The organism is Frateuria terrea, from assembly GCF_900115705.1.
Lineage (GTDB): Bacteria > Pseudomonadota > Gammaproteobacteria > Xanthomonadales > Rhodanobacteraceae > Frateuria_A > Frateuria_A terrea.
Genome location: NZ_FOXL01000004.1, coordinates 435,378 through 459,318 on the forward strand (window position 1 = coordinate 435,378; position 23,941 = coordinate 459,318).

The 23,941-nt window shown below is 65.2% G+C and carries 26 protein-coding genes; 16 read left to right on the forward strand and 10 right to left on the reverse strand.

Annotated features, from left to right (window positions below; genetic code table 11):
* Window positions 1-7: 7 nt before the first annotated feature.
* Window positions 8-1,033, forward strand: coding sequence for a C13 family peptidase (locus BMZ38_RS08510; protein WP_091336329.1), 1,026 nt, complete (start codon window positions 8-10; stop codon window positions 1,031-1,033).
* A 39-nt stretch (window positions 1,034-1,072) separates the two neighbouring features.
* Here the strand turns inward: BMZ38_RS08510 and hisIE are convergent, their stop codons facing one another.
* The 9 genes from hisIE to BMZ38_RS08555 all read right to left on the reverse strand — a co-directional run bounded on the left by hisIE (window position 1,073) and on the right by BMZ38_RS08555 (window position 8,614).
* A complete protein-coding gene (hisIE, locus tag BMZ38_RS08515) occupies window positions 1,073-1,684 on the reverse strand; it encodes a bifunctional phosphoribosyl-AMP cyclohydrolase/phosphoribosyl-ATP diphosphatase HisIE (protein ID WP_091336331.1) in 612 nt (203 codons plus the stop codon).
* On the reverse strand, window positions 1,684-2,481 hold the full coding sequence (gene hisF, locus BMZ38_RS08520; RefSeq protein ID WP_091336334.1) for an imidazole glycerol phosphate synthase subunit HisF: 798 nt from the start codon (window positions 2,479-2,481) through the stop codon (window positions 1,684-1,686). Before hisF ends, hisIE begins: the two co-directional genes overlap by 1 nt.
* A gap of 109 nt (window positions 2,482-2,590) precedes the next feature.
* Window positions 2,591-3,319, reverse strand: a complete 729-nt coding sequence (gene hisA, locus BMZ38_RS08525; protein ID WP_091336336.1) for a 1-(5-phosphoribosyl)-5-[(5-phosphoribosylamino)methylideneamino]imidazole-4-carboxamide isomerase — start codon at window positions 3,317-3,319, stop codon at window positions 2,591-2,593.
* Complete coding sequence (gene hisH / locus BMZ38_RS08530) at window positions 3,316-3,957, reverse strand: imidazole glycerol phosphate synthase subunit HisH (RefSeq protein WP_091336338.1); 642 nt, start codon at window positions 3,955-3,957, stop codon at window positions 3,316-3,318. The genes hisA and hisH overlap by 4 nt, the downstream gene beginning before the upstream one ends.
* Complete coding sequence (hisB, locus tag BMZ38_RS08535) at window positions 3,954-5,018, reverse strand: bifunctional histidinol-phosphatase/imidazoleglycerol-phosphate dehydratase HisB (RefSeq protein ID WP_091336340.1); 1,065 nt, start codon at window positions 5,016-5,018, stop codon at window positions 3,954-3,956. The genes hisH and hisB overlap by 4 nt, the downstream gene beginning before the upstream one ends.
* A complete protein-coding gene (gene hisC, locus BMZ38_RS08540) occupies window positions 5,015-6,073 on the reverse strand; it encodes a histidinol-phosphate transaminase (RefSeq protein WP_091336341.1) in 1,059 nt (352 codons plus the stop codon). Before hisC ends, hisB begins: the two co-directional genes overlap by 4 nt.
* Window positions 6,070-7,392 carry a histidinol dehydrogenase gene (hisD, locus tag BMZ38_RS08545; protein WP_091336342.1) on the reverse strand — a complete coding sequence of 441 codons (1,323 nt, stop codon included), beginning with the start codon at window positions 7,390-7,392 and terminating at the stop codon, window positions 6,070-6,072. Before hisD ends, hisC begins: the two co-directional genes overlap by 4 nt.
* A complete protein-coding gene (hisG, locus tag BMZ38_RS08550) occupies window positions 7,389-8,285 on the reverse strand; it encodes an ATP phosphoribosyltransferase (RefSeq protein ID WP_091336344.1) in 897 nt (298 codons plus the stop codon). Before hisG ends, hisD begins: the two co-directional genes overlap by 4 nt.
* A complete protein-coding gene (locus BMZ38_RS08555) occupies window positions 8,282-8,614 on the reverse strand; it encodes a YerC/YecD family TrpR-related protein (RefSeq protein WP_091336346.1) in 333 nt (110 codons plus the stop codon). Before BMZ38_RS08555 ends, hisG begins: the two co-directional genes overlap by 4 nt.
* Before the next feature lie 580 nt (window positions 8,615-9,194).
* On the opposite strand from BMZ38_RS08555, the gene BMZ38_RS08560 reads away from it, so the two are divergent.
* The 15 genes from BMZ38_RS08560 (at window position 9,195) to BMZ38_RS08630 (ending at window position 22,961) form a co-directional block, all read left to right on the forward strand.
* Complete coding sequence (locus BMZ38_RS08560; protein WP_245747208.1) at window positions 9,195-9,683, forward strand: toxin co-regulated pilus biosynthesis Q family protein; 489 nt, start codon at window positions 9,195-9,197, stop codon at window positions 9,681-9,683.
* Entirely contained in the window at window positions 9,683-10,558 is an 876-nt protein-coding gene (locus BMZ38_RS08565; RefSeq protein WP_091336348.1) for a VirB8 family type IV secretion system protein, read from the forward strand. The genes BMZ38_RS08560 and BMZ38_RS08565 overlap by 1 nt, the downstream gene beginning before the upstream one ends.
* Window positions 10,555-11,307, forward strand: coding sequence for a TrbG/VirB9 family P-type conjugative transfer protein (locus BMZ38_RS08570; protein ID WP_091336349.1), 753 nt, complete (start codon window positions 10,555-10,557; stop codon window positions 11,305-11,307). Before BMZ38_RS08565 ends, BMZ38_RS08570 begins: the two co-directional genes overlap by 4 nt.
* Window positions 11,304-12,488, forward strand: a complete 1,185-nt coding sequence (locus tag BMZ38_RS08575) for a TrbI/VirB10 family protein (RefSeq protein ID WP_091336351.1) — start codon at window positions 11,304-11,306, stop codon at window positions 12,486-12,488. The genes BMZ38_RS08570 and BMZ38_RS08575 overlap by 4 nt, the downstream gene beginning before the upstream one ends.
* 12 nt (window positions 12,489-12,500) lie before the next feature.
* Entirely contained in the window at window positions 12,501-13,550 is a 1,050-nt protein-coding gene (gene virB11 / locus BMZ38_RS08580; RefSeq protein ID WP_091336353.1) for a P-type DNA transfer ATPase VirB11, read from the forward strand.
* A gap of 18 nt (window positions 13,551-13,568) precedes the next feature.
* On the forward strand, window positions 13,569-14,426 hold the full coding sequence (locus BMZ38_RS08585; RefSeq protein WP_091336355.1) for a lytic transglycosylase domain-containing protein: 858 nt from the start codon (window positions 13,569-13,571) through the stop codon (window positions 14,424-14,426).
* A gap of 132 nt (window positions 14,427-14,558) precedes the next feature.
* Window positions 14,559-14,954, forward strand: coding sequence for a TrbC/VirB2 family protein (locus BMZ38_RS08590; RefSeq protein WP_281243883.1), 396 nt, complete (start codon window positions 14,559-14,561; stop codon window positions 14,952-14,954).
* Window positions 14,947-15,255, forward strand: a complete 309-nt coding sequence (locus BMZ38_RS08595) for a VirB3 family type IV secretion system protein (protein WP_091336359.1) — start codon at window positions 14,947-14,949, stop codon at window positions 15,253-15,255. Before BMZ38_RS08590 ends, BMZ38_RS08595 begins: the two co-directional genes overlap by 8 nt.
* A gap of 52 nt (window positions 15,256-15,307) precedes the next feature.
* Entirely contained in the window at window positions 15,308-17,791 is a 2,484-nt protein-coding gene (locus BMZ38_RS08600; protein ID WP_091336361.1) for a VirB4 family type IV secretion/conjugal transfer ATPase, read from the forward strand.
* Between the two features lie 26 nt (window positions 17,792-17,817).
* Window positions 17,818-18,585, forward strand: coding sequence for a hypothetical protein (locus BMZ38_RS08605; protein WP_091336363.1), 768 nt, complete (start codon window positions 17,818-17,820; stop codon window positions 18,583-18,585).
* Window positions 18,586-18,629: 44 nt separating this feature from the next.
* Window positions 18,630-19,688, forward strand: a complete 1,059-nt coding sequence (locus tag BMZ38_RS08610; protein ID WP_091336365.1) for a TrbL/VirB6 family protein — start codon at window positions 18,630-18,632, stop codon at window positions 19,686-19,688.
* Window positions 19,685-20,209 (forward strand): DUF4189 domain-containing protein, encoded by a 525-nt coding sequence (locus tag BMZ38_RS08615; protein ID WP_091336366.1) that lies wholly within the window; start codon window positions 19,685-19,687, stop codon window positions 20,207-20,209. The genes BMZ38_RS08610 and BMZ38_RS08615 overlap by 4 nt, the downstream gene beginning before the upstream one ends.
* A gap of 86 nt (window positions 20,210-20,295) precedes the next feature.
* Window positions 20,296-20,799, forward strand: coding sequence for a DUF4189 domain-containing protein (locus tag BMZ38_RS18195; protein ID WP_425477769.1), 504 nt, complete (start codon window positions 20,296-20,298; stop codon window positions 20,797-20,799).
* Between the two features lie 13 nt (window positions 20,800-20,812).
* Window positions 20,813-21,175 (forward strand): hypothetical protein, encoded by a 363-nt coding sequence (locus BMZ38_RS08625; protein WP_091336370.1) that lies wholly within the window; start codon window positions 20,813-20,815, stop codon window positions 21,173-21,175.
* A gap of 58 nt (window positions 21,176-21,233) precedes the next feature.
* The gene (locus BMZ38_RS08630) at window positions 21,234-22,961 is read left to right on the forward strand and encodes a type IV secretory system conjugative DNA transfer family protein (protein WP_091336372.1); all 1,728 of its coding nucleotides are present in this window, start codon (window positions 21,234-21,236) and stop codon (window positions 22,959-22,961) included.
* On the opposite strand, the gene lpxK is transcribed toward BMZ38_RS08630, so the two are convergent.
* Window positions 22,958-23,938, reverse strand: a complete 981-nt coding sequence (gene lpxK / locus BMZ38_RS08635) for a tetraacyldisaccharide 4'-kinase (protein ID WP_091336374.1) — start codon at window positions 23,936-23,938, stop codon at window positions 22,958-22,960. The two genes, BMZ38_RS08630 and lpxK, sit on opposite strands and share 4 nt — an antisense overlap.
* Between the last annotated feature and the right edge of the window lie 3 nt (window positions 23,939-23,941).

Here is a 23,941-nt window from a genome sequence, read left to right on the forward strand (position 1 = left end):
TACCGCGATGCGCGCCAGCCTGATCGCCCTGCTCGCCTTTGCCGCCGGCATCCTCACGATGCTGTGGGTGCAAGGTTGGCTGCCTCATACATCTGCGCCGCACGCATTGCGGTTGCGGCCAGCCGCGCCGGCGACGGCCATGCCGCCGTCAGACGACGCGGAGGCCCCGGCGCTCCCCTCGGACGACTGGCCCGAGCAGGCCCCCACCCCCGAGCAGGTGCTCTACACCCAACCGCGGTTGCTGCGTGCCGCGCTGGACAAGTTGGCACCGCGCGTTCCCGGCAAACCGAACCTGTACCTGCTCGCCTTCGCCGCGGACGGCAGCGAAGACGTGTTCCACAACGAAGCCGAATACGCCGCGCGACTGTTCACCCGGCGCTTCGGCCCCACGGCTCATGCGCTGGTGCTGGAAAACCATCCCGATACGCTCGCCACCCGGCCGCTGGCCACCTGGAGCAACCTGGAGAGTGCGCTCGACGGCCTGGCGCAGCGCATGGACCCGCAACGGGACATCCTGCTGCTCTACATGACCACCCACGGCAGCGAGGACCACACTCTGCTGGTGGACATGGACCCACTGCCACTGGACCAGATCGGCGCGCAGGACCTGGGTGCGATCCTTGCGGCGTACCCGTTCAAGTGGAAGGTGGTGGTGGTCAATGCCTGCTATTCCGGCGGATTCATTCCGTCGCTGCAGTCCTCAGGCACCCTCGTGCTTACCGCCGCGCGCAGCGATCGCAGCTCGTTCGGCTGCGGCAACGATTCGGCTGCCACCTACTTCGGGCACGCCTGGCTGGTCGACGCACTGAACCGCACGCCGGATTTCATCGCCGCGTTTGGCCAGGCCAAGGACGAGATCGCCGGGTGGGAGCGACAGGACCGGCTGCTCCCGTCCGAGCCGCAGATGGCGGTCGGCAAGGGTATCGCCGAGCAGTTGGCGCGATGGCGCCAAGGCGTCGTGCCAGGCCCGGCGGTGCCGTTCCTGCCTGCCTCGCCGCAACGGGTCCCCGTGGCTGCCGCGCAGCGTCCGTAGCCACCGGCCTGCCTCGCGGGGCGCGGAGCGTCGGTCGAATCAAGCCCCGGATCGCTGTCCGTGTCTATCGGCCAGCACGGCAGCCACATCCGCAAGCCCCAATCCACGCGCGCGCAGGGCCACGGTAAGGTGGAACACGAGATCGGCGGCCTCGCCGAGCAGCTCCGCGTCGCCCTGCACGACGGCGGCAAGTGCCGTTTCCACCCCTTCCTCGCCGACTTTTTGAGCGATGCGTCGGATGCCCGCATCGAGCAACTGCGTGGTGTAGCTGCCGGACGGCCGCTCGGCGGCTCGCTGCGCCACCAGCGCATCGAGCTCGGCAAGGAAACCCAGCACCGGCCGCGCACCGTCGAAACAGCTGGACGTGCCGCGATGACAAGTCGGACCAACCGGCTCGGCCCGCACCAGCAGCGCATCGGCATCGCAGTCGGCATGCAGGCTCCTGAGGCGGAGCACGTTTCCCGAGCTTTCGCCCTTGGTCCACAGGCGTCCCTTGCTGCGGCTGTGGAAGGTCACCAGCCCGCTGGTGCGCGTGGCTTCCAGCGCGGCCGCATCCATGTAGCCCAGCATCAACACCTCGCCGGTCAGCCAGTGCTGCACGATGGCCGGCACCAGCCCACCGGCCTTGGCGAAATCGAGTTCATCGATCATCAGGCACCTTCCCGTTCGCGCGACACCTCGACGCGCACCGCCACGCCCTGCGCGGCGAGCAGACGCTTCAACGCCGCCACTTCGATCGCGCCGGAATGGAACACGCTGGCCGCCAGCGCCCCATCCACGTCGGCCTGCACGAACACCTCGCGGAAATGTTCCGGCGTGCCCGCGCCCCCGGAGGCGACGAGCGGCACCATGCAAAGCGCGCGCGCCTGCGCCAGCTGTTCGACGTCGTAGCCATCGCGCATGCCGTCGCTGCCCATGCAGTTGAGCACAATCTCGCCCGCACCCAGTCGCTGTACCTCAACGATCCAGTCCAGCGTGCGTCGAGCCAGCGCCTGCGTGCGCGAGGGATCGCCAGTGTACTGGCGCACCCGCCACTGCCCATCGGCATCACGCAGCGAATCGATGCCGACCACCACGCACTGCACGCCGAACGCATCGGCCAGTTCGCCGATCAGCGCGGGACGCTCCAATGCCGGCGAGTTGATCGAGACCTTGTCGGCGCCCGCATGCAGCACCGCACGCGCCTCTTCGACGCTGCGGATGCCGCCGGCCACGCAGAACGGAATATCGATCTCCCGCGCCACGCGCTCGACCCAGCCACGATCCACCGCTCTCGCCTCGGGACTGGCGGTGATGTCGTAGAACACCAGCTCGTCGGCCCCGGCGTCGCGGTAGCGCAAGGCCAGCTCCACGATACCGCCCACCACCGCGTGGTCGCGGAAGCGCACGCCCTTGACCACCTGCCCGTCCCGCACGTCCAGGCAGGGAATGATGCGGCGGCTCAGCATGCGCGTGTTCCTCCCACGCTCTTCCCCGCCTGTAACGGAAGATTCGGGAGAAGTTCGCCGCAACTGCACAAGGCCAGCGTCGCTGGGCAGCCCGCAAGCAGGAGAATGCTCATGCAGCCAGCGCCTCCGCCAGGGTAAAGCGGCCTTCCAGCAAGGCCCGCCCGAGGACCACCCCACGCGCGCCCGCCGCCTGCGCGGCACGGATGTCGTCGACCGAGCGCACGCCGCCGGAAGCCTGCACGGCAAGGCCGGGCGCCAGCTTGGCCAGATGGCGATAGAGCGCCAGGTTGAAGCCCGCCAGCATGCCGTCGCGTTCAATATCCGTGCACAGCAGGTGGCGCGCGCCATGTGCCGCGTACCAGGGCGCCAACTCGTCGAGCGTGCGCCCCTCGGCCTGGGTCCAGCCGGCGCTCGGCAACATCCATCGGTCGTCGATCCAGCGTGTGTCCAGCGCGATCGTGAAACGCTCGCCGCCATGGCGTTCCAGCCAACGGGCCACGCGGGCCGGATCGCGGATGGCGACGCTGCCGAGCACCACCCGCTCGACGCCCGCGTCGAGCAGCCGGTGCACGTCGGCGACAACGCGCACGCCACCACCGGCCTGCACGCGCAGGCCGGTGCGGGCGAGCGCCTCAATCACCGTCAAGTTGACCAGCCCACCTGCGTGCGCCCCATCGAGATCGACCACGTGCAGCCAGCGCGCACCGGCCGCCGCATAGCTGGCGGCGAGCGCGGCCGGGTCGTCTGGATAAGTCGTCTGACGGGCGTAGTCGCCCTGGGCAAGGCGTACGACCCGGCCCGCGCGCAGGTCGATGGCCGGGATGATTTCAGTGTTCATAGCGCGAGGAAGTTGCGCAGCAGGCGGGCACCCACTGCAGCCGAGCGTTCCGGATGGAACTGCATGCCGAAGAAATTGCCGCGCGCCACCACCGCCGAAAACGTCGCGCCGTGCTCGGCCGTCGCCAGCGTGTCGATGCCCACCGGCACTGCGTAACTGTGCACGAAATAGGCCTGCGCACCGTGGGCAAGGCCGTCAAGCAAGGGATGCGCACTGCGCGTATGCAAGCGGTTCCAGCCCATGTGCGGCACGCGCAGGCCAGGGGCGGGCAGCAGCCGGCGCACGGTGGCGGGAATCAGTCCCAGGCAGTCCACGTCCCCCTCTTCGGAGTGCGCGCATAGCAGTTGCATGCCCAGGCACACGCCCAGTACAGGCTGGGTCAACCCACGCAGGAGGTCGACCAGGCCCAGCGCACGCAAACGCGCCATGGCCGGACCGGCCGCGCCGACGCCGGGAACAATCACCTTGCTGGCGGCGCGGATGGCCGCGGGATCGGCTGTCAGCGGGGCCTCCACACCCAGGCGCTGCAGGGCGTAACGCACGGAGCCGATGTTGGTGCCGCCCGCGTCCACGAGCACGACCGTGGAACCCGGGCCTACCGTGGCGGCACGTGGAGAAGTCGCAAAAGCCGTACTCATAGCGCCCCCTTGGTGCTGGGCAGCTCGCTGCCTTCGCGGCGCAAGGCCTGGCGCAGCGCGCGGGCCACCACTTTGAAGCAGGCCTCGACCATGTGATGCGCATTCTCGCCGCGCACGGCCAAGTGCAGATTGGCCCCTAGCGTCTCGCACAACGAACGGAAGAAATGCCCCACCAGCTCGGTCGGCAGCTCCCCCACCCGCTCGCGCGGGAAGCGGCCCTCGAACTCGAAGCAGGCCCGTCCCGAAAGATCGAGCGCCGCGCTGGCGAGCGCCTCGTCCATCGGCAAGGTGAAGCCGTAACGTCCGATGCCGCGCTTGTCGCCCAGCGCCTGGCGCAAGGCCTGGCCCAGCGCGAGCGCGCTGTCTTCCACCGTGTGGTGTTCGTCCACGTGCGTGTCGCCAGTGCAGGTGAGCGTAAGCGCGAAGCCGCCATGCTTGCCCAGCTGTTCCAGCATGTGGTCGAAGAAGCCCAATCCGGTCCGTGCCCGCGGCTCGGCAGTGCGATCGATATCGACGGTCGCTTCGATCGTTGTCTCGCGCGTACGCCGCAGCACCGTCGCCGCGCGCGGTCCATCGAGCAAACGATGCGCGACCTCGTCCCAAGCCGAGCCCTGCGGCCCGACCCGAAAACCGCGTACGCCCAGGTTGGCCGCCAGTTGCATGTCGCTCTCGCGATCGCCGATGACCGCCGAGGCGGCGCGGCTCCAGCCGTCATCGGCGAGCCAGTGGCGCAACAACCCGATGCCGGGCTTGCGGGTATCCAGGCCTTCGTGCGGGAAGCTGCGGTCCACCAGCACCTCACGGAAGACGATGCCCTGCGAAGCGAGGATGCGCAACAGCAGCTCCTGCGGCCCACGGAACGCCTCTTCGGGAAAGCTCGCGGTGCCCAGCCCGTCCTGGTTGGTCACCATCACCAGTTCGTAGCCGGCCGCCACGCAACGCTGCAGTGCGGCGATCACGCCGGGCAGCAGGTCGAGCTTGGCGTAGCTGTCGATCTGCTCGTCCGGCGGCTCCACAATCAGGCAACCGTCGCGATCGATGAACAGCACTTTCCGGTTCATGCGCCTTCCCCGAGCACGGCGAGGACGCGTGCGTTCTCTTCCGGAGTTCCCAACGTGATGCGCAAGGCGTCGCCCAGGCCCGGATAGCGGCGCACGTCGCGCACCACGATGCCGGCATCGAACAGCCGCCGATAAACCGCTCCCACATCGTCGAATCGCACCGCCAGGAAGTTGGCCTGCGATGGCAGCACCGCGCGCACGCCAGGCAACCGCCGGAGCGCCGAGGTCATCTGCGTGCGCTCGGTGCACACCACCTCGATGCGCTCGTGTGCGGCCGCCTGCCCCTGCGGTGAAAGGGCCTCCATTGCCGCGGCCACGCACGGGCGCGGCAGCGGATACGGTGGCAGGATCCGCCGCAGCAAGGCGATCACGTCTGCATGCGCCAGCAGGCAACCGATGCGGGCACCCGCCAGCGCCCAGGCCTTGGACAGTGTGCGAAGCACGGCCAGGTGTTCGTAGCGATCGAGCAACGCCGCGGCGCCGGCGTCTTCGGCAAACTCCGCGTACGCCTCGTCCACCACCAGGAGCGCGCGACCGGCGAGCCCGCGCGCGAGGCGCTCAATCGTCTCCGGCGACACGCCGGCACCGGTGGGATTGTTCGGCGCACAGACGAACACCAGCTTCACGGCCGGTGTCACCGCGGCCAGCACGGCCCCGGCATCCACCGTGAAGTCGACTGACAGTGGCACCTCGACCACCGCGGCGTCCTGCACCCGCGCGCAGACGGCATACATGCCGAAGGTCGGCGGCTGTACCAGGATCGCGTCCTTGCCGGCGCGGCAGAACGCGCGCACCAGCAGGTCGATCGCCTCGTCGCTGCCGCGCCCGACCAGCAGCTGTTCGCGGCGCACGCCGTAGAGCGCGGCAAGGCGCTCGACCAGCGCCGCCGGCTGCGGGTCCGGATAGCGATGGCAATCCAGGCCGGCATCGCCGAACGGCGCCCAGGCCGATTCGTTGGCGTTGAGCAGCAATTGGCCGCCGGCGGCCTCCATGCGCGCGGAGGAATACGGCACCAGCGCGCGGATCTCCGCGCGCGCGAGTTCGAGCACGCTCATGCGACCGACACCCCCGCGCGCTCATCCAGCGCCGCCAGCCGCAAGGTGACCGCGCGGCGGTGCGCCTCCAGTTGCTCGGCCGCGGCCAGCGTTGCCGTGCAGGGCCCGATCGCGCGCAGGCCCGCGGGAGTCAACTCCTGCACGCTGATCTGCTTCTGGAAACTCGCCACCGACACGCCGCTGTGGCTGCGCGCGTAACCGTAGGTCGGCAGCACGTGGTTGCTGCCACTGGCATAGTCGCCCACCGACTCGGGCGTCCATGCGCCCAGGAACACCGAACCGGCGCTTTCCACCCGCGCCAGCCATGTGCGTGGCTCGGCCACCTGCAGGATCAGGTGCTCGGGCGCGTAGCGGTTGCTCACCTCGAGTGCCTGCTCGAGCGAGTCGACCTCGATCAACCGGCTGTGGGCCAACGCCTCGCGCGCGATGCCGGACCGCGGCAACGCCGCGCACTGGCGCTCGACTTCCGCTGCCACGGCATCGATCAACCCGGCCGACGGGCTGACCAGCAGCACCTGCGAGTCGGGCCCGTGTTCGGCCTGCGAAAGCAGGTCGGCCGCGACGAATGCCGGCGCGGCCTGTGCATCGGCCACCACCAGCACTTCGGACGGCCCGGCCGGCATGTCGATGGCGGCACCCTGCGGATCGGTCGACACCTGCAGCTTGGCCTCCGTGACCCAGGCATTGCCCGGCCCGAACAGCTTGTCGCATCGCGGCACGCTGGCCGTGCCATACGCCATCGCCGCGATCGCCTGCGCCCCACCGAGCTTGAACACCCGGTGCACGCCGACTACGCGTGCCGCATACAGCACGGCCGGGTCGCACCGGCCGTCGGCGCGCGCGGGCGAGCACAGCACCACTTCGGCGCAACCGGCGATGCGCGCCGGTACACCGAGCATCAACGCCGTCGACGGCAGCGGCGCGCTGCCGGCCGGCACATACAGCCCGACACACGCCACCGGCCGCAGCACCCGCTCGACCCGCACCCCCGGCGCGGTATCCACCGCCACCGGCCGGGGCGCAGCGGTGCGATGGAACAGCTCGATGCGTCCGGCAGCTTCCCGGATCGCCGCCTTCAACGCCGGTTCGAGCGCCGCCTCCGCTTCATCGAACTCCGCCTGCGCGACCTCGAGCCGATCCAGCTCGCAGCGGTCGTACGACGCGGTGAAACGCAACAGCGCGGCGTCACCATGCCTGCGCACCTCGGCGATGATCCGCTGGACGCCCTCGCGCAGATCCGCCGTGCACGCCTGCACCGGCCGCGCCAGCGCCGCATCACGCGCCGGCCCGTCCAAATCGTTCCATGCCAGCCGCTTCATGCCAGCATCCTCTCCACCGGCAGCACGAACATCTCGCGTGCCCCGGCCTTCTTGATCTCTTCCAGCTGGCGCCAGCTCACCTCGCCGGCGCACAGCGCCTGCAACATCACCTGGTCCGGCTGGCCGGCCAGCGGCAGCAGCGTCGGCTGCGGCCCGCCGGGCAACAGGCGCGTGACCGCCTCCAGCGCGCCACGCGAGGTCTGCAGCAGCAGCAGGCGCGATTCGCGCACCTGGATCACGCCGTCGATGCGCTTGAGCAGCAACTCGACCAGGTCGCCGCGCTCGTCCGCCGGCAACGTCCTGGGGCCGACCAGCAGTGCCTCGCTTTCCAGCACCACGTCGGCTTCGCGCAACTGGTTGGCCAGCAGCGTGCCACCGCTCTGCACCAGGTCGCAGATGGCGTCGGCCGTGCCCAGGCGCGGCGCGATCTCCACCGACCCGGCCAGCGTCACCACGCCGGCATCGATCCCGCGCTCGCGCAACCAGCGGCCGAGCAACCCGGGATAGGACGTGGCGATGCGCTTGCCGGCCAGGTCCGCAACACCGGCATAGTCCAGCTCCTGCGGCACTGCCAGCGACAGCCGGCAACGCCCGAAGCCCAGCCCACGCCACTCCGCCAGCGCCACGGCGTCGTCACGCCCGGTGGTGAGCTCGTACTCGTTGAGCACGTTGCGCCCGACGATGCCCAGATCGCACACGCCCTGCGCGATCAGGCCGGGAATGTCGTCGTCGCGCACCAGCAGCAGGTCCACCGGCTCGCCCTCACCGAAACAGAACAGCTTGTCGCGGCTCTGCCTGAAAGTGAACCCGCAACGCGTGAGCAGGTCCTGCGCCGGCTCGGTCAGCCGCCCGGACTTCTGCATCGCGATGCGCAAGCGATCACGCGGCCTCATGCCGGTACCCTGGCGGTCTTGCGCTTGCGCGCCGCACGCGCCGCCGCGGCGAGGTAGCCGCCGTTGCCCTGGTTGAGGAAGCGTGCCACCCGCCCGATGGTGGTGATGCTCACCCCCGTGCGCTCGTGGATCTCCCGATAAGGCAGCTCCTCCTGCAGGTACGGCACCACCCGCCAGCGATCCACCAGCGCCTCCAGCTCCGCCGGCGTGCACAGGTCATGCAGGAACGCCTGCATCTCGTCCACGTCGCGCAGCGCCGCCAGCGCCTCGCACAGGCTGCGCTCCACCGACTCGTTCGGGGTCTCGGGGTCGATCGCTCGTCGCTTCATATTGTACTAGTGCGCTATTACATGAGGTTGCGAACTCTACACGCAACCGACCAATGAGACAACCGTGCGCAGGCCGCGCTCGCATCAGCGACATGATGGGAAAGCAGAGAGAGGCCTGACCCGCCAGCCCCTCCTATTCATCCGTAGGTTTTGACCCACGCCGCGAAGGTCATGCGGATTACGCCGCAAGCCGGCGCTTCAGGCTTGTGGCGCCAAGCGGGCATGGCTGTAATAGCCAAGCGCTCAATCGATATGAGCCCACCAACGGGCCCGGGCCACACACCGGGGACCCGCTTGAAGGACGGATCAGACAGGGGAGTCGGAATGGAATCGCTACCTCGCGCAGCGTCGGAACCCGTGCCGCACGCGGCCGCCGCAACGGAGCGGCCACCCAGGGCTGAATCCGTCGCCCACGTACACGCACACCGATCTGTCGGCGGGCCGGCGCATCTGCCCATTCCCATCTCCCGCTTCTTGTGAGCTGCAAGCGTCGGCTCTGGGGCGCCTTGTCATGCCCGCCGGCGCGCTGCCCAAAGCCCTTCGTCTGCGGCCGACGCCGCCCTCATCCTGCGAGCACCACGTGAACAAGGTTCCTTCGAACAGAGTCCTGGGAACGCTGCTGCCGGCACTCTTGCTAGCGGGCTGCGGAACACCGCCTGCCAAGGACTTCGGCGGGCACTGGAAGCCCGTCAACCGCTTCCAGGCTGCTACTACCGAGATACCGCTGAACCGGCCGTACACCTATTACGCCTCGCCGACAGACGAAACGCTGCGGGCCATGCTGGTCCGCTGGACGACCGACACCGGCATGACTTTGGTCTACCACCTGCCCTCGGATTTCACCCTGTTCGAGCCCGTCACCAAGGTGCGCACGGTGGACGTCAGACAGGCGGCGCAGGAACTGAGTTCGGTCTACGCCGCCCAAGGTGTCCGGGTAACCGTCGAGGGCAACAAATTGCGAGTCGGCCGCGCGGGATCCGTCGGGCCGGACACTGCGCCCAGCCACCCGCCCGAATCGCCCCCACTGCACTCCACCGAGAAGTCCGACACCACCGGGAGAGCCCGCTGATGCTCGCCAGGAGAGACAGCTCCCCTAAGCTCGACGAAGTGGTTTCCCGAGCCATCAATTACGAGCTCTCGATCGCTGATATTGCCCGCCGCAGCGAGCGCCGTGCGTGGTGGGTGGCGTTCTCTGCCATCGGTATGTCGGTCGTTCTGGCCGGCGGCTATTTCTGCATGCTGCCGTTGAAACAGAAAGTGCCCTACCTAGTGATGGCCGATGCCTATACGGGCACGAGCACCGTGGCTCGCCTGACCGAAGACCTTACCCATCGCAGGATCAGCGCCAGCGAGGCAATCAACCGCAGCAACGTGGCGCATTTCGTGATGGCGCGCGAATCCTACGACCTGGCGCTGCTCAACCTGGGCGACTGGACCACCGTTCAAACCATGGCCTCCCCCGGGGTGAAGGCCGATTACACGCGGCTCTACTCGCCGCTGAATCCGGACGGCCTTTACAAGACCTACGGCAAGGACAAGGCCATCCGCATCAAGCTGCTGAGCATTGTGCTGCTCGGCGGAGGCCGGGGCAGGACGCCAAGCGGCGCCACCGTGCGCTTCCAGCGAAGCCTCTATGACAAGCAGAGCGGTGTCACGCAACCGCTGGACAGCAAGATCGCCACCATGGAATTCACCTACAAGACAAACCTGGAAATGGACGACCGCAACCGGATCGAAAATCCGCTGGGCTTCTGGGTCACCAGCTATCGCGTGGATAACGATTACGCCACGCCCGCGCCAGCCGAGATCCCAGGCACGTTCAACGCACAGGCGATGTCCCACCCAGCGGGTTTGATTCCGACTGCCGCTCCACCCGATCTGCAGCCAGGCGTAGCGACAGGGGCGGCGGCATCTAGCATGCAGGCCAGCGGAGCAGCGCAGTGATCAGGTGCCACCTTGGACTTGCGGCGATCCTGCTCTGTTCGACCACTCTCGCAGATGCCCAGGTCGTGCAGCAATACAAATACCAGCCGGACCACATTTACCCGGTACGCACCGGCCTGGGCATCACGACGCAGATCGAGCTCAGCCCCAACGAGGAAATTCTGGATTACAGCACCGGCTTCAGCAGCGGCTGGCAACTGACCCGCCGCGACAACGTGTTCTACCTGAAGCCGAAGAACGTGGACGTGGACACCAACATGATAGTGCGCACCGCTACCCACTCGTACATCTTCGAGCTGAAGGTGGTTGCCACAGACTGGAAGGCGTTGGACCAGGCCAAGCGCGAGGGCGTGCAGTACAAGATCACGTTCGCCTATCCGGCCGACTCCAGCTTCTCGAAGGAAAAGAAGAAAGTGGAACAAACGCCGCCGCTGGATACGCATCTAGTTCCGGGGCGCAGCTACAACTTCGACTACGACTATGCGGTGCACAGCAGGAAAGCGCCATGGTTGGTGCCGGCGCATGTCTATGACGACGGTCGCTTCACCTACATCAGGATGAGCGATCTGAAACGTTTCCCCACTGGCGACTTCCCCGCGGTCTTCATGCGAGAGACCGAACACGGGGAGGACTCCCTCGTCAACAGCACCGTCGAGGGCAACACCATCATCGTCCACGGAACGTACCCCTACCTCGTCATCCGCCTTGGCGGCAACGTCGTCGGCCTGCGAAGGAACGCCCCCAAGTGAGCACGCAAACACCCTACCCGGCCGCCGCCGACGACGCGGACGCCGGTCATGGCGAAGCGCTGGCACACAATCCCTATTCCACGCACTACCGACAAGCTGCGGTGCCGGAACTTGATGGTCATGCCCCAGTGCTGAAATCCAATGAGCTGCGTCGCATGAATCGTCGCGCGCTGATCATGCTCGGGGTCGCAGCCGCCATGCTGCTGTTCGTTTCCTACTGGATGATCAGCGGCGCGACATCGCGCAAGCAACCGCACAAGCCGCGCGAAGAAAAGGTCACGGTGGCCGAGGCACCACCGCCGCTATTCATGCCGCCCGCCCGCACGCGCGAGGCCCAGTCCATCCCACTGGCTCCCCGGAATCCCATACCAACCTTGCCGCTCCCGCAAGCGGCCAGCCAGCCACTACGGGATTCGCAGGGCTACGCCCGGAACGAGCCCTCGCTGGTCGAACGACGAATCGCCGGCGCATCCGATCCTGCAACCGACCTGCCGTCCTCCCCTCCGCCGGCCGCCGCACCGCAAGGTGCCGGCGCGTCGTTATCCGGGCATGCTGCGATGGCGAAAGCGAAACCGCTCGAACAGGCCGATACGCTGATGCAGCGGGGAACCTACATCCGCTGCGTACTGGAGACCCGGATCGTCACGGACGTGCCCGGATACGCCTCCTGCCTGGTCACCGAGCCGGTCTATTCGTTCAACGGACGCAAACTGCTGTTGCCGAAGGGCTCCAAGGTGCTTGGCGCGTACTCGAACGGCCCCAAGGGTCGCCGAGTCGCCGTGGTGTGGGATCGCATCATCACTCCGGCGGGCATCGACGTGGACATGAGCAGCAAGCCCAGTCCCGGTATCGACAACCTGGGCGGCGCCGGCCTGCCCGGCCACTACGACGCCCATTGGCGAAGCCGCATCAGCGCCGCGCTGCTCGTAAGCATGCTGAGCGACGCCTTCAAGTACGAGGCAGCCGAACACGGTCCGAAGACCTCGGCGATAGCCGCCAACGGCGTGGTGGTGCAGGAACCGTTCGAGAGCAACACCGCCCGGACGGTCCAGAACCTGGCGGACATGGCAGTGCGCGAGGCGGCCAACCGACCGCCCACAATCACCATCAACCAGGGCACCGTCATCTACGTGTACGTCGCCCGCGACGTCGACTTCAGCGACGTCGTCGCGCGCTCCTGAACGCAGAAACCCATGGAAGACACTCTCGCGCTAGTCTCAAACGAATTCCTCGACTACCAGTATGAGGTTCTGGGCGTGAGCGGATTCATGGCCTCGCCCGAAGTCACCGAGATCTGCATCAACCGCCCCGGCGAGCTCTACCTCGAAAGTCGCGGCGGCTGGCAGCGGCTGGAAGTGCCGACATTGACGTTCGAGCGGGCACGCCAGTTCTGCACGGCCGTGGTCAACGAAAGCAACACCGGCCAGCGCATCACCGACGTCGACCCGGTAGTCTCGCTGACTTTCCCCACGGGCCAGCGCGCCCAGTTCGTGATCCCGCCTGCCTGCGAGGCAGGCAACGTGTCGATCACCATTCGCCTTCCCTCCAAGCAGACCCGCACGCTCGATCAGTATCAGGCCGAAGGATTCTTCGACCATATCCTGGAGGGCGCACACGAGCTCAGCGAGCAGGATCGGGAACTGCTCGATCTGCGCACGGCGCGTCGTTACGGCGAGTTCTTCAAGGCGGCCGTGCACGGCAAGAAAAACATTGTTGTATCCGGCGCCACCGGCAGCGGCAAGACCACCTTCATGAAGTCTCTGGTGCACCACATCCCGGCGCAGGAACGGCTGGTAACCATCGAGGACGCCCGCGAACTGTTCATCGACCAGTCCAACGTCGTACACCTGCTTTATTCCAAAGGCGGCCAGAGCGCCAGCAACGTCTCCGCCAAAAGCTGCATGGAAGCCTGCCTGCGCATGAAGCCGGACCGCATCATCCTGGCCGAATTGCGCGGCGACGAGGCGTTCTACTTCATTCGCAACTGCGCATCCGGCCATCCCGGTTCGATCACCAGCTGTCACGCCGGCAGCACCGAGCAGACATGGGACCAGCTTGCCTTGATGGTGAAGGCCTCGTCCGAGGGTGCCGGCTTGGAGTTTTCCACCATCAAGCGCCTGCTGCGGCTGACCATCGACGTCGTCGTGCACATCAAGGCGCACGCGGGCCAGCGCTACATCACCGGGATCGATTTCGACCCGACGCGCATTTTCCTGCAGGAATCGACCGCGTCCGCGCGCTGACAGCGAAGGAGCCACAGGATGATCCCCACGTTCAACCCGATGACCTGCCGCAACCTTGCGGTTCCCGCCGTGGTGATGCAGCGCGTCGTACAGGTCGAGTCCGGTGCCAACCCATTCGCCATCGGCGTGGTCGGAGGACGACTGGAGCGTCAGCCGCGCAACCTGGGCGAGGCCGTTGCCACCGCGCACATGCTCGAATCGAAGGGGTACGACTATTCGCTAGGCATCGCCCAGGTCAACCGTAACAACCTGGTCCGCTACGGCCTCGACACCTTTCCGAAGGCCTTCGATGGCTGTGCCAATCTCGCCGTGGGTTCACGCATTCTCGCCGAATGTTATGTCCGCTCCGGAGGCGACTGGGGCAAGGCGCTCAGCTGCTACTACACGGGAAACTTCACTGCAGGCTACCGAGATGGCTACGTACAACGCGTCTACGCTGCAATCGACGCCGGTGTTCCTGAGAATTCCAAGCCCGTCGTCTACTCGCAGGCCCGAAAACGGCCTAGCGGCACTCTCATAGCTGCGCCACGATCTGCGACGCCAGATACTCCTACATACCGCGTTTCGATCCCGTCTGTAGCTCTCGATCCGGACGTCGATCCATTGGCTTCCGACGCCACGCATGCGGCGGCTTCGCCTACTGGATCGAAAGTAGCGCTCGCCAGCAAGTCGATAGCCCGAGCCGAAATACCCGATACGCCGGATCACCGCGTACGGCCGGTCTTCGAGCCGCGTGTGAGCCGACCGGAGGATCGAGTGGTCGCCAAGGCTGCCGTTGCCCAGTCCGTGCCTTCAGGCAGCTCTGCCATTTTCGTTCCCGCCAGCCAAACCTCTACTGCTGCGCAGGAGATGGGCGATGCCGCATTCGTTTTCTGATTGCGACCAGGCCCACCGCCCTTCCGGCTCCGAACCCGGCTGACTGTCCTGCAGCCAACCTTGGCGCGTCCATTGTCAGATGGCCGCTGCTTTTCAACCATCCCAGTAAGGAAATCGAAGATGGCTATGCACATGTCCGCGAACCAAAACTCGCTCCACGCTGCCCGTAGTCGCACTGCGCTTCTCATGTGCCTGGCGATGTTCGGGGCACTTGCGCTTCCCAGCATCGCACTCGGCCAGGACGCGACCGACACCATTGCCACCACTTGTGGCTTCGCCAGCAACATCAACAAGATCCTAAACGCGATCTCGATCATCGTCGTAACCATCGCGATCGTCTTCTCCGGCTATCAGATCGCTTTTGCGCACAAGCGGATCTCCGACGTCTCGCCGGCACTGATCGGCGCCGTCCTGATCGGCGCCGCGGGCCAGATCGCCAAGATGTTCTTGGCCGGAAGCACCAGCGCATCCGGGGCCACTGCGTGCACGGCGAGCCTGGTGGCCCACCTGCTCAACCACTATGCATAAAGATCCATTGTTCCGCGGCTGCACCCGCCCTGCCATGTTCGTGGGCGTGCCTTACGTCCCGTTCTTCATGTGTGCGGGCGGATGCATGCTGCTGGCGATGTACTTCAACTTGTTCTTCCTGTTGCTGATCCCGCCGGTGATCTTCGCGATGCGCCAGATGGCCCGGCGCGACGAGATGATCTTCCGCCTGCTCGGTCTGCGCCTGCAGTTCCGTACGCGCGTCAGGAACCTGGGGGAGAACGATGGGATGTGGGTCTTCACACCAAACATCCACCGCGGCCAGTCCAAGGCCAATCCGTAACGCCACAGCCGCCCGTGCCACCACGGCAGGGGAGGCATTCCGGAACTTGCGCATGTCCAAGCCTGCCTTTCTGCCCGATGCCCCCATCAGCGAGCTCGTCCCGCTGTCCACCCACGTCTCTCCGACTGTGCTCAAGACCACCGGCGGCGATTTCCTGATGGTGTGGCGGCTGGGCGGCGTGCCGTTTGTCGGGCGTGAGGAATGGGACCTGGAACACCGCCACGCCACGTTCAATCGAATGCTGCAGACCCTGCGCGCTCCCGACTTCGTCAACCTGGCTTTCTGGGTGCACGACGTGCGTCGCCGCCGGCGCATCATCGACGAAAGCCGCTTCGCGCAGACATTCAACCAGACGTTGTCCGATGCTTACTACGACGCGCTTTCCAGCCAGAAGCTGATGCAGAACGAGCTCTACCTCACGATGATCTATCGCCCGCTCGTGAGCGGAAAAAAACTCGCCGAAAAGTCCAGAGACGCCGTTCGCCTGGAGGCGGAACAGCAGCAGGCCGTCGGCACGATGCTTGAGCTGGGCGGCAATCTGGAGGAGGTCCTCAAGGATTACGCACCCTACCGCCTTGGCATGTACGAAGCAGCCAACGGCGTGGTGTTCTCCGAAGCGCTGGAATTCTACGGCTACCTGCTCAATCGCCTGGACGAACCGGTCCCCGTGCTTTCCGCCCCAGTCTGCCGCTACCTACCGGTGAGCAAGCAGCGCTTCTCGGCCAAGACCGGAGATTTCGTCGTCACCGCTCCAGACGGCGCCAACCACTTCGGCGCCATCCTCAACATCAAGGAGTACACCGACGGCACCTACCCAGGCATCCTCAACGGACTGAAGTATCTTGATTTCGAATACGTCATCACGCACTCCTTTAGCCCGATGGGCCGCCAGGACGCGCTCAAGGTGCTGGACCGCACCAAGGGCATGATGGTGTCCTCCGGCGACAAGGCTTTCAGCCAGATCGCCGAACTGGACCGAGCAATGGACCAACTGGCCTCGGGCAACTTCGTGCTTGGCGAGTACCACTTCTCCATCGCCGTCTATGCGCCCAGCCAGGAGGCGCTCTCACAACAGATCGCCGCCACTCGCGCCGAACTCTCCAACGCGGGCTTTGTCTCGGTCAAGGAAGACCTGGCCGTCACCGCCGCCTTTTACGCTCAGCTGCCCGGCAACTGGAAATACCGCACCCGCCTGGCCAACCTCAGCTCACTGAACTTCCTTGGCCTTTGCCCTCTGCACAACTTCGCCACGGGCAAGAAGGAGAACAACCCCTGGGGCGATTGCGTGACCACCCTGCAGAGCGCCAACGGCCAGCCCTATTATTTCAACTTCCACGCCACCCACCCTGCGGAGAACTCGCTGGGCGAGAAGGCGATCGCCAACACGATGGTGATCGGCAAGTCCGGAACCGGCAAGACCGCGCTGATCAATTTCCTGCTCAGCCAGGTGCAGAAATTCACCCCCGCCCCCACCGTCTTCTTCTTCGACAAGGACCGCGGCGCCGAGATCTTCGTGCGCGCCTGCGGCGGCAACTACCTCGCGTTGGAAAACGGTCGGCCGACCGGCTTCAACCCGTTCCACTGCGATCGCACCGAAGCCAACGTGCATTTCCTGGCCGACCTCGTCAAGGTGCTGGCCGGCAAGAGCGTCTACAGCTCACGCGAGGAGGAGGACATCTTTCGAGCCGTCGAGAACATGCTCGACACGCCCGTACGCCTGCGCAACATGACCAACTTCCAGAAGAGCCTGCCCAACCTGGGCGACGACGGCTTGTTCATCCGCATGCGCAAGTGGACTGCCGGCCACTCGCTTGGCTGGGTGTTCGACAACCCGGTCGACACCATCGACCTGAAAAAAGCCAACATCATCGGCTTCGACTACACCGACATCATCGACAACCCGGAAGTCCGCGTGCCAGTAATCAACTATCTGCTGCACCGGCTCGAGGCCTTGATCGACGGACGCCCTCTGATCTACGTGATGGACGAGTTCTGGAAGATCCTCGATGGCAAGGGCGGACTCAAGGAATTCGCCAAGAACAAGCAAAAGACCATCCGCAAACAGAACGGACTGGGCATCTTCGCCACGCAGAGTCCCGAAGATGCGCTGGCCAGCGACATCGCCGCAGCACTCATCGAACAGACCGCTACGATGGTCCTGCTGCCCAATCCCAACGCTAGCCGTGATGACTACATCAACGGCCTCAAGCTGACTGAGGCCGAGTTTCAGGTAGTCGTCAGCCTGGACGAACGCTCCCGCTTCTTCCTGGTCAAGCAGGGCCACGCCAGTGCGGTCTGCCAGCTCAACCTGCGCGGCATGGACGATGAGCTCGCGGTCATCTCCGCCTCCACGGACAACATCGAAATCATGCATCAGGTCTTGCGTGATTGTGCCTCGAGCGAGGGAACCGACATGGATGCACTCCGGCCCGAGCAATGGCTCGACCGCTTCTATCGCAATCGCAAAGGCAGCGGCAAGGCCAAGGCCGCCTTGTCGCCGGCGCCCGCGCAACTGGCGCGCACGGTGTCGCCGTAATCGCAAGGCAATCCAGGGAGAACCTCATGGGTACCAAGGCCATCCGCCGACAGACCCGATATGTGCGTTCACGCACCATCCTGACCGGACTGGTGCTGACGCTCGGCTGCGGATTCCTATGCAGTACCGCTCGGGCTGACTGGCTGGTCAACGACTGGCAGAGCATGGCCAAGGCGGTGCAGGAGTACGCAGAACAGGCCAAGCGCTGGGCTGCAACCGTCCAGCAGTACCGGAACACGGTGGAGCACTACCGTCAGCAGCTCATCAGCTTCAAGCAGCTGAACGCGTCATTGTTCGCCATGCAGAACACCTTCCAGAAGGTGCCAGCCGATTACAACGTCGCCGATGCGTGCCCAGGTGCGTCCGGCGGAGGGGGCTCACTGTCCAACGTACTGCAGTCGCTCGCACTGGATCTGAGCGGCAGCGCCACGCAGCAACAGCTCAAGATCTGCCGCTCGATCGTCATGCTGCAGAACAGGAAGTACAACGACACCGTCGACTACATCGGGCAACTGTCGAAAGCCAGCAGCGAGCTCGAGGCCATCGAAAGCGAGCGTGCCACGGTCGGCACCGAGCAGGGCAAGCTGGCGGCCAACGACAACGAGGCCGAGCGCTTCCAGAACCGTGTCACCGACGCGCAGCAGAAATGGCAGTCGAACATGGTCCAGTCCGACGCGCAGATTGCCATGCTGCAAAACATGCAAGGCGCGCTGGCTCATCGCGCGATGAACGGAAGCCATGACGTGCTGGGACAGGTCGTGGATGCCTTCGCGCTCAAGGCGGCCTTCCAGTAACCCACGGGCCGCTGACGGTCAGGCGACACAAAGGAAGCAGTGCAATGCCGACAACCATTGGGGACTTTGTCTACTTCAAGCTGGTTTACGACTATCTGGAAGACAAGATCAGTGGATTCGGGATGGACCTCATGGGTCGGGCAATGGCCTGGGCCAGCGGCATCGCCCTGGCCCTGGTCACCCTCTGGATCATGGTCCAGGGCTACCGCATCCTCACCGGCCAGTCCCGTGAATCGATGATGGCCATGGTCACGAATATGACTCGTGTGGTGATCATCGTCACCGCGGCCACCACTATGTCAATTTTCGGCAGTGACCTGCATCGGTTTCTTACCGTTGATCTCGGCAAGGAGATCAACCAGGTGCTCACAGGCAGCGACCATGCGCCGGCGGACGTCATCGACCGCAACCTTGCGTGGACCCAGGCGGCGCTGGGCGTCATCGACGCTGTCCAGATCCCGTTCCAGGACGCCGAGATCCGCGAGCAGAAAGAGCGGGCGCTGTTGTTGGCCGGCTTCGGCACGGCCAGCCCACCCATGGCGGCGGGCGCCATGCTTTTGCTTTACCAGTTCGCCATGGCCCTTTTCATCGGGCTGGGACCGCTTTTCATCCTGTGCCTGATGTTCGACCAGACCCGCGATCTGTTCCGCAAATGGCTGTTCTACGGAGTGGGAACGCTCTTCTCCATGGCCACACTTGCCGCGGTCTCGTCCATCGTTCTCCAACTGACGATCCGGATCGCTGAAGCCGTGTGGGGAGCACGGATCATCAACCATTTCCTGCTTAGCGACGCTGAGGGTATTTCGAGCCAAGCGCTGCAGCAGGGCGGCATCGGCCTGTTGCTGACAGTATTGATCGTATCCATACCGCCCATGGCGGCCATGTTCTTCCAGGGCACGCTGGGCAACTTTCTTACTTACTCGGCTTTTGCACACCAGAGAGGCAATGCGCCTGGGCCGCAGGGACAGCCGCCAGGTTCCTATGGCTATCAACCCGCCCTGACGCAGGCCAACGAACGTGCGCAGCCAATGCCGGTAAGGATGGGTGCAATGGGGGGCCAACCCGCAGGCATTGCTGACACCATCAAAGGTGCAAGGGCATGACCTTGCCACCGCCCCTGGTCTTCCTCTGCCTCGCGCTCGGTGCCCTCTTGTTTCCGCTCAGTGCTGCACATGCCGAAGACGGTTGCCCGGATGGCTATGTCCCGATCGGCGCGCCAGCCGGCCAGCAAGGCCCACAGGGATGTTCCCCCATTCCTGGCAGTGAGCAGGCTCCGAAGCAACAGGAACCGGAGCAGTGGGAGGAACACTGGATATCGCTCGCCATCGACCCGGCCAGGGGCGTGCTCGGCGTAGATACGGACGAGGTGTATTCCAGCGCCGCCGAGCTCGACGCCATGATCGATTGCGACGAGAGAGGCGGCGTCAAATGCCGCAGATGGCAGACGTTCAAGAACACCTGCGCAGCGGTGGTGGCGGGGCGAGATTACCCACTGGTCATCGACACGGACCTGGATCTAGCGAGAGACGACCCCATGCGAGCGTGCGGGCGGCAGCATGACGCCACCTGCCATGTCATGTATGCCGATTGCAGTCGTCCGATCCCGGTAAACACCAGCCATTAATCAAGGAAGAATCGATGTGCTCGATGGCCAGTTTCAGCAAAGCACGCAAGGCCGTGACCACTTGTTTCCAGACTCAGGCCGCCGCCATGAGACGCCCCCCATGGTGGTACGTGGCTGCCATTGGAACGCAGCTACTGCCAAGCTGCGTTCTAGCCCAAAGCACCTGCCCGCCGGGGAAATACCAGGCGACACCCGCTGGGATCCCGGGCCCGGTGATCTGTGCGCCGATAGCCCATGATCGCTACGGGCGCGTGGTTGCGCCCCCACCAAGGGCAAGCCATTGGGGAGCGATTGCTTCCGACCGGACGGCGAACCACGTCGCCACGTCGGATGATCTTCCCACCAAGCAGGACGCCGAAAAAGCGGCTCTGGCTTCGTGCGGGGAAAGTGGCGGTGTGGCCTGTTCCGTTGCAATTGCCTACGGCAACGGCTGTGGCGCTTTGGTGGCCAGCGCACGCGATCTTGTCGCAAGCGCCGATGTCACAAAAAAGTTCGCCCGGGAGGCCGCCATGCACCAATGCAGCTCAAACAGCGACGCGCATTGCCATGTAGTGCTAGTCGCCTGCAGTGACCCTTCGTCCGACCACTGAGCCTGGAGTATCCATGAAGAAGGCGATCCTGAAAGGCCTGCTGCTAGGCGGGCTCCTGACCTGCAGCGCCGGAGCCGTGGCGCGGGGTTATTACGAATTCATTCCCTATTACGGGAACGATCCGTTCCTGTTCTGCACTTTGGGAGTCCCGACCGACTGCTGGGCGCCCATCAGCGCTCCGACAGGCACCTTCGCGGTGACCAATTACTACTGCTTCAACGCGGTCTCGGCAGCCCAGTTCGCGCGGGTGTGCCCGCATGCGTTCATACCAGAAGCCTCCGTCCAACCTCGACATGGCGCGCGCCGTTTCACGCCACCGGGTTACGCGCCGGCCTGGTCGCATGTGGAGCCCGCGGCGGGCACGCGCAACAGCTGAGCGGCGCGCCTCGAAGGCGCTGACCAAGTGGGTGGGAACGTGGACAGGCGGACACCGGATGATCGCTAGAACGAGAACGGCCACGGTGCTTGTTACTGCCGTACTGGCGCTGGCCGCGGGCGCATACGCTTCCGGTTGGCTGGTATTAGTCCTGATCCATGTGCGCACGCCTCTGGATGAGACCACCTATTGGCGCTATTTCGCTGCGCTCGATCGACCTTCCCTGGCGCCTTACGCGAAGATCATCGAAACAGCGGGCATCGTGGGTTTCGGTGTTCCTCTTCTGGCTTGGCTATGCCTGTTGTACGCAATATTGAAGCCCCGGAAGCGTTCGATCCATGGCGACGCAAGATTTGCAAGGCGTGCGGATCTTTCCCGGCTGGGTCTACTCAAGAATGATCCCACCGGCATCATTGTGGGCAAGCTTGGCACCTCGTTCCTGCGCCTTCAGGGCACCCGCCACGCCTTGCTCGCCGCACCTACGCGAAGCGGCAAAGGTGTCGGCGCGGTGATTCCCAACCTGCTCGATTACGAAGATTCGATGGTCGTGCTCGACATCAAGCAGGAAGCTTTCGACATCACATCGAAATGGCGTTCGAAGTTGGGCCCCGCGTACTTGTTCAATCCATTTGCCGAGGATCTGCGTACCCACCGCTGGAATCCGTTTGCGTACGTCCGGAACGATGCCATCCATCGCATCTCGGATCTGCAGGCCATTGCCGCTTGCCTGTACAAGGACCCGCTCGACCAGGATCCGTTCTGGGCGAACATGGCACGCTCGACCTTCGTCGCGACCGCCAGCCTGTTGTTCGATTGCTGGGCGGACGGGGTCAGCAAAGGGTTCGGAAAGGAAGACGGCTATCCCACCTTAGGCGCCATCTACCGTTTGCTTTCGGGAGACGGCAGTGACCTGAAGGCGCATTTGAAGTCGATACTGGCCCTCTCCCACATCGGCCACGATACGCGTACCGCCTTTGCCAATATCACGGCGCTCGCCGAGCAGACGTTCACATCGGTGATTGCCAGCACGCAGGCGCCCCTGCTTATCATGGCCAATCCGATCCTGGACAAGGCCACCTCGGGTAACGACTTCTGGCTGCCGGACCTGCGCCGACGCGTCCAGTCCATCTATGTTGGCATTGCCCCCAGCAAGCTCACGGAAGCAGCAGGCCTGTTGAATCTTTTTTTCAATCAGGCCATCAAACTCAATGTCGACACCACTCCGGACAAGGATCCGACGCTCAGGCACCAGTGCCTGTTCATGCTGGACGAGTTCACCGCGCTGGGACGTGTGGACGTCATGGTCGACGGCGTTGCCTATTTCGCCGGCTACAACGTGCGCGTGTTCTGTGTCATCCAGTCGCTCTCGCAGTTGGATGCCGTATACGGCGCTGAAAAGGCCCGCAGCATGATCACGAACCTGGCCTGTCAGATCATCTACACGCCTCGTGAGCAGCGCGACGCCAACGAATACAGCGACATGCTCGGCTACACCACCGAACGCAAGCGCCAGCGTACGCGATCCAAAGGCAGGTTTGGCCAGGGCAGCAGCGTCTCCTATGCCGAGATGGAAGAGAAGCGTGCGCTGATGCTGCCGCAGGAACTGAAGGCGCTCGACCCGAAGAAGGAAATCGTGTTCATCGAAGGCACGCCACACCCCATTCGGTGCAACAAGATCCGCTACTACGAGGATGGCTACTTCAAGCCGAGGCTCCAGGGCACCGCGGCCGTGCCACACCTGGAAACGGTACGGGAACGTGCGACGGCTGGAATCGGCTGGCTCTAAAAGCCCCGACTGGATTCGATACGGCTCGCCAGCGCGTCGAAGAACTCTGCTGGAAGCTCCCCACGCACCGGCACCCGCCACCACCCCGGCTGCGCGAAGCGCCGGCACTTGATGGCGTCCTTGTCGGTCATCAGCACCGGCAGGTCCTCGCCCAGGTTGAAGTCGGCGGGGACGAACGCGTGGTGATCCGGGAAGGGATGTTCGACCGGCAGGATGCCGTAGGCACGCAGGCTGTCGAAGAAGCGCGCGGGGTGGCCGATGGCGGCAATGGCGTGCACGCGCTGGCCGGTGAAGGCGGTCAGCGGCTGGCAGGTGTCGTCGGTGAGCGAGCAGGCTTCGCCGCCGCGCAGTTGCATGGAGTAGGCGCCCGTGCGTTCGCCGCCGTTGCACACGCGCATGTCCGCGGTGGCCAGACGTATCAGCGGCTCGCGCAGCGGGCCGGCCGGCAGCAGGCGGCCGTTGCCGAAGCCGCGCACGGCGTCGATCACGCACACTTCCACGTCGCGCGCGAGGCGGTAGTGCTGCAGGCCGTCGTCGGCGATGATCACGTCACAGCCGGCGCCGACAAGCAGGCGACCCGCGGCCGGGCGGTCACGCCCCACCGCCACCGGGATGCCCTGGGCCCGGATCAGGCAGGGCTCGTCGCCGACCTGTTGCGGGCTGGGAGTTTCGCTGAGAAGCAGCGGCTCGCGCTGGCGCCCGCCGTAGCCGCGGCTGACCACGCCGGGATGGAAGCCCCGTTCGCGCAGCGCCTGTGCCACGGCAATGGTCAGTGGCGTCTTGCCGGTGCCGCCGGCGGTAATGTTGCCGATCACCACCACCGGCACGTTCAGGCGCACACTGCGCCGCCAGCCGCGCCGGTAGAAGGAACGACGCAGGCTGCTCACGCTGCTGTAGAGCCACGACAACGGGTGCGTCCACACCGGGGTGCGGCCGCCGTTGTACCAGGCTTCTTCCAGCTTCTGCGCGAGCGCCATGAT

Excerpts from the sequence above, each read along its gene's own strand:
- BMZ38_RS08615 (WP_091336366.1), top strand. The coding sequence starts at position 19,685 with ATGACCTTGCCACCGCCCCTGGTCTTCCTCTGCCTCGCGCTCGGTGCC.
- hisC (WP_091336341.1), bottom strand. The coding sequence starts at position 6,073 with ATGAGCGTGCTCGAACTCGCGCGCGCGGAGATCCGCGCGCTGGTGCCG.
- hisB (WP_091336340.1), bottom strand. The coding sequence starts at position 5,018 with ATGAACCGGAAAGTGCTGTTCATCGATCGCGACGGTTGCCTGATTGTG.
- BMZ38_RS08610 (WP_091336365.1), top strand. The coding sequence starts at position 18,630 with ATGCCGACAACCATTGGGGACTTTGTCTACTTCAAGCTGGTTTACGAC.
- hisF (WP_091336334.1), bottom strand. The coding sequence starts at position 2,481 with ATGCTGAGCCGCCGCATCATTCCCTGCCTGGACGTGCGGGACGGGCAG.
- BMZ38_RS08510 (WP_091336329.1), top strand. The coding sequence starts at position 8 with ATGCGCGCCAGCCTGATCGCCCTGCTCGCCTTTGCCGCCGGCATCCTC.
- BMZ38_RS08630 (WP_091336372.1), top strand. The coding sequence starts at position 21,234 with ATGATCGCTAGAACGAGAACGGCCACGGTGCTTGTTACTGCCGTACTG.
- BMZ38_RS08585 (WP_091336355.1), top strand. The coding sequence starts at position 13,569 with ATGATCCCCACGTTCAACCCGATGACCTGCCGCAACCTTGCGGTTCCC.
- BMZ38_RS08625 (WP_091336370.1), top strand. The coding sequence starts at position 20,813 with ATGAAGAAGGCGATCCTGAAAGGCCTGCTGCTAGGCGGGCTCCTGACC.
- hisIE (WP_091336331.1), bottom strand. The coding sequence starts at position 1,684 with ATGATCGATGAACTCGATTTCGCCAAGGCCGGTGGGCTGGTGCCGGCC.
- BMZ38_RS08600 (WP_091336361.1), top strand. The coding sequence starts at position 15,308 with ATGTCCAAGCCTGCCTTTCTGCCCGATGCCCCCATCAGCGAGCTCGTC.
- BMZ38_RS08590 (WP_281243883.1), top strand. The coding sequence starts at position 14,559 with ATGTCCGCGAACCAAAACTCGCTCCACGCTGCCCGTAGTCGCACTGCG.
- virB11 (WP_091336353.1), top strand. The coding sequence starts at position 12,501 with ATGGAAGACACTCTCGCGCTAGTCTCAAACGAATTCCTCGACTACCAG.
- BMZ38_RS08565 (WP_091336348.1), top strand. The coding sequence starts at position 9,683 with ATGCTCGCCAGGAGAGACAGCTCCCCTAAGCTCGACGAAGTGGTTTCC.
- BMZ38_RS08595 (WP_091336359.1), top strand. The coding sequence starts at position 14,947 with ATGCATAAAGATCCATTGTTCCGCGGCTGCACCCGCCCTGCCATGTTC.
- hisD (WP_091336342.1), bottom strand. The coding sequence starts at position 7,392 with ATGAAGCGGCTGGCATGGAACGATTTGGACGGGCCGGCGCGTGATGCG.
- hisH (WP_091336338.1), bottom strand. The coding sequence starts at position 3,957 with ATGAGTACGGCTTTTGCGACTTCTCCACGTGCCGCCACGGTAGGCCCG.
- hisG (WP_091336344.1), bottom strand. The coding sequence starts at position 8,285 with ATGAGGCCGCGTGATCGCTTGCGCATCGCGATGCAGAAGTCCGGGCGG.
- BMZ38_RS08555 (WP_091336346.1), bottom strand. The coding sequence starts at position 8,614 with ATGAAGCGACGAGCGATCGACCCCGAGACCCCGAACGAGTCGGTGGAG.
- hisA (WP_091336336.1), bottom strand. The coding sequence starts at position 3,319 with ATGAACACTGAAATCATCCCGGCCATCGACCTGCGCGCGGGCCGGGTC.
- BMZ38_RS08605 (WP_091336363.1), top strand. The coding sequence starts at position 17,818 with ATGGGTACCAAGGCCATCCGCCGACAGACCCGATATGTGCGTTCACGC.
- lpxK (WP_091336374.1), bottom strand. The coding sequence starts at position 23,938 with ATGGCGCTCGCGCAGAAGCTGGAAGAAGCCTGGTACAACGGCGGCCGC.
- BMZ38_RS18195 (WP_425477769.1), top strand. The coding sequence starts at position 20,296 with ATGAGACGCCCCCCATGGTGGTACGTGGCTGCCATTGGAACGCAGCTA.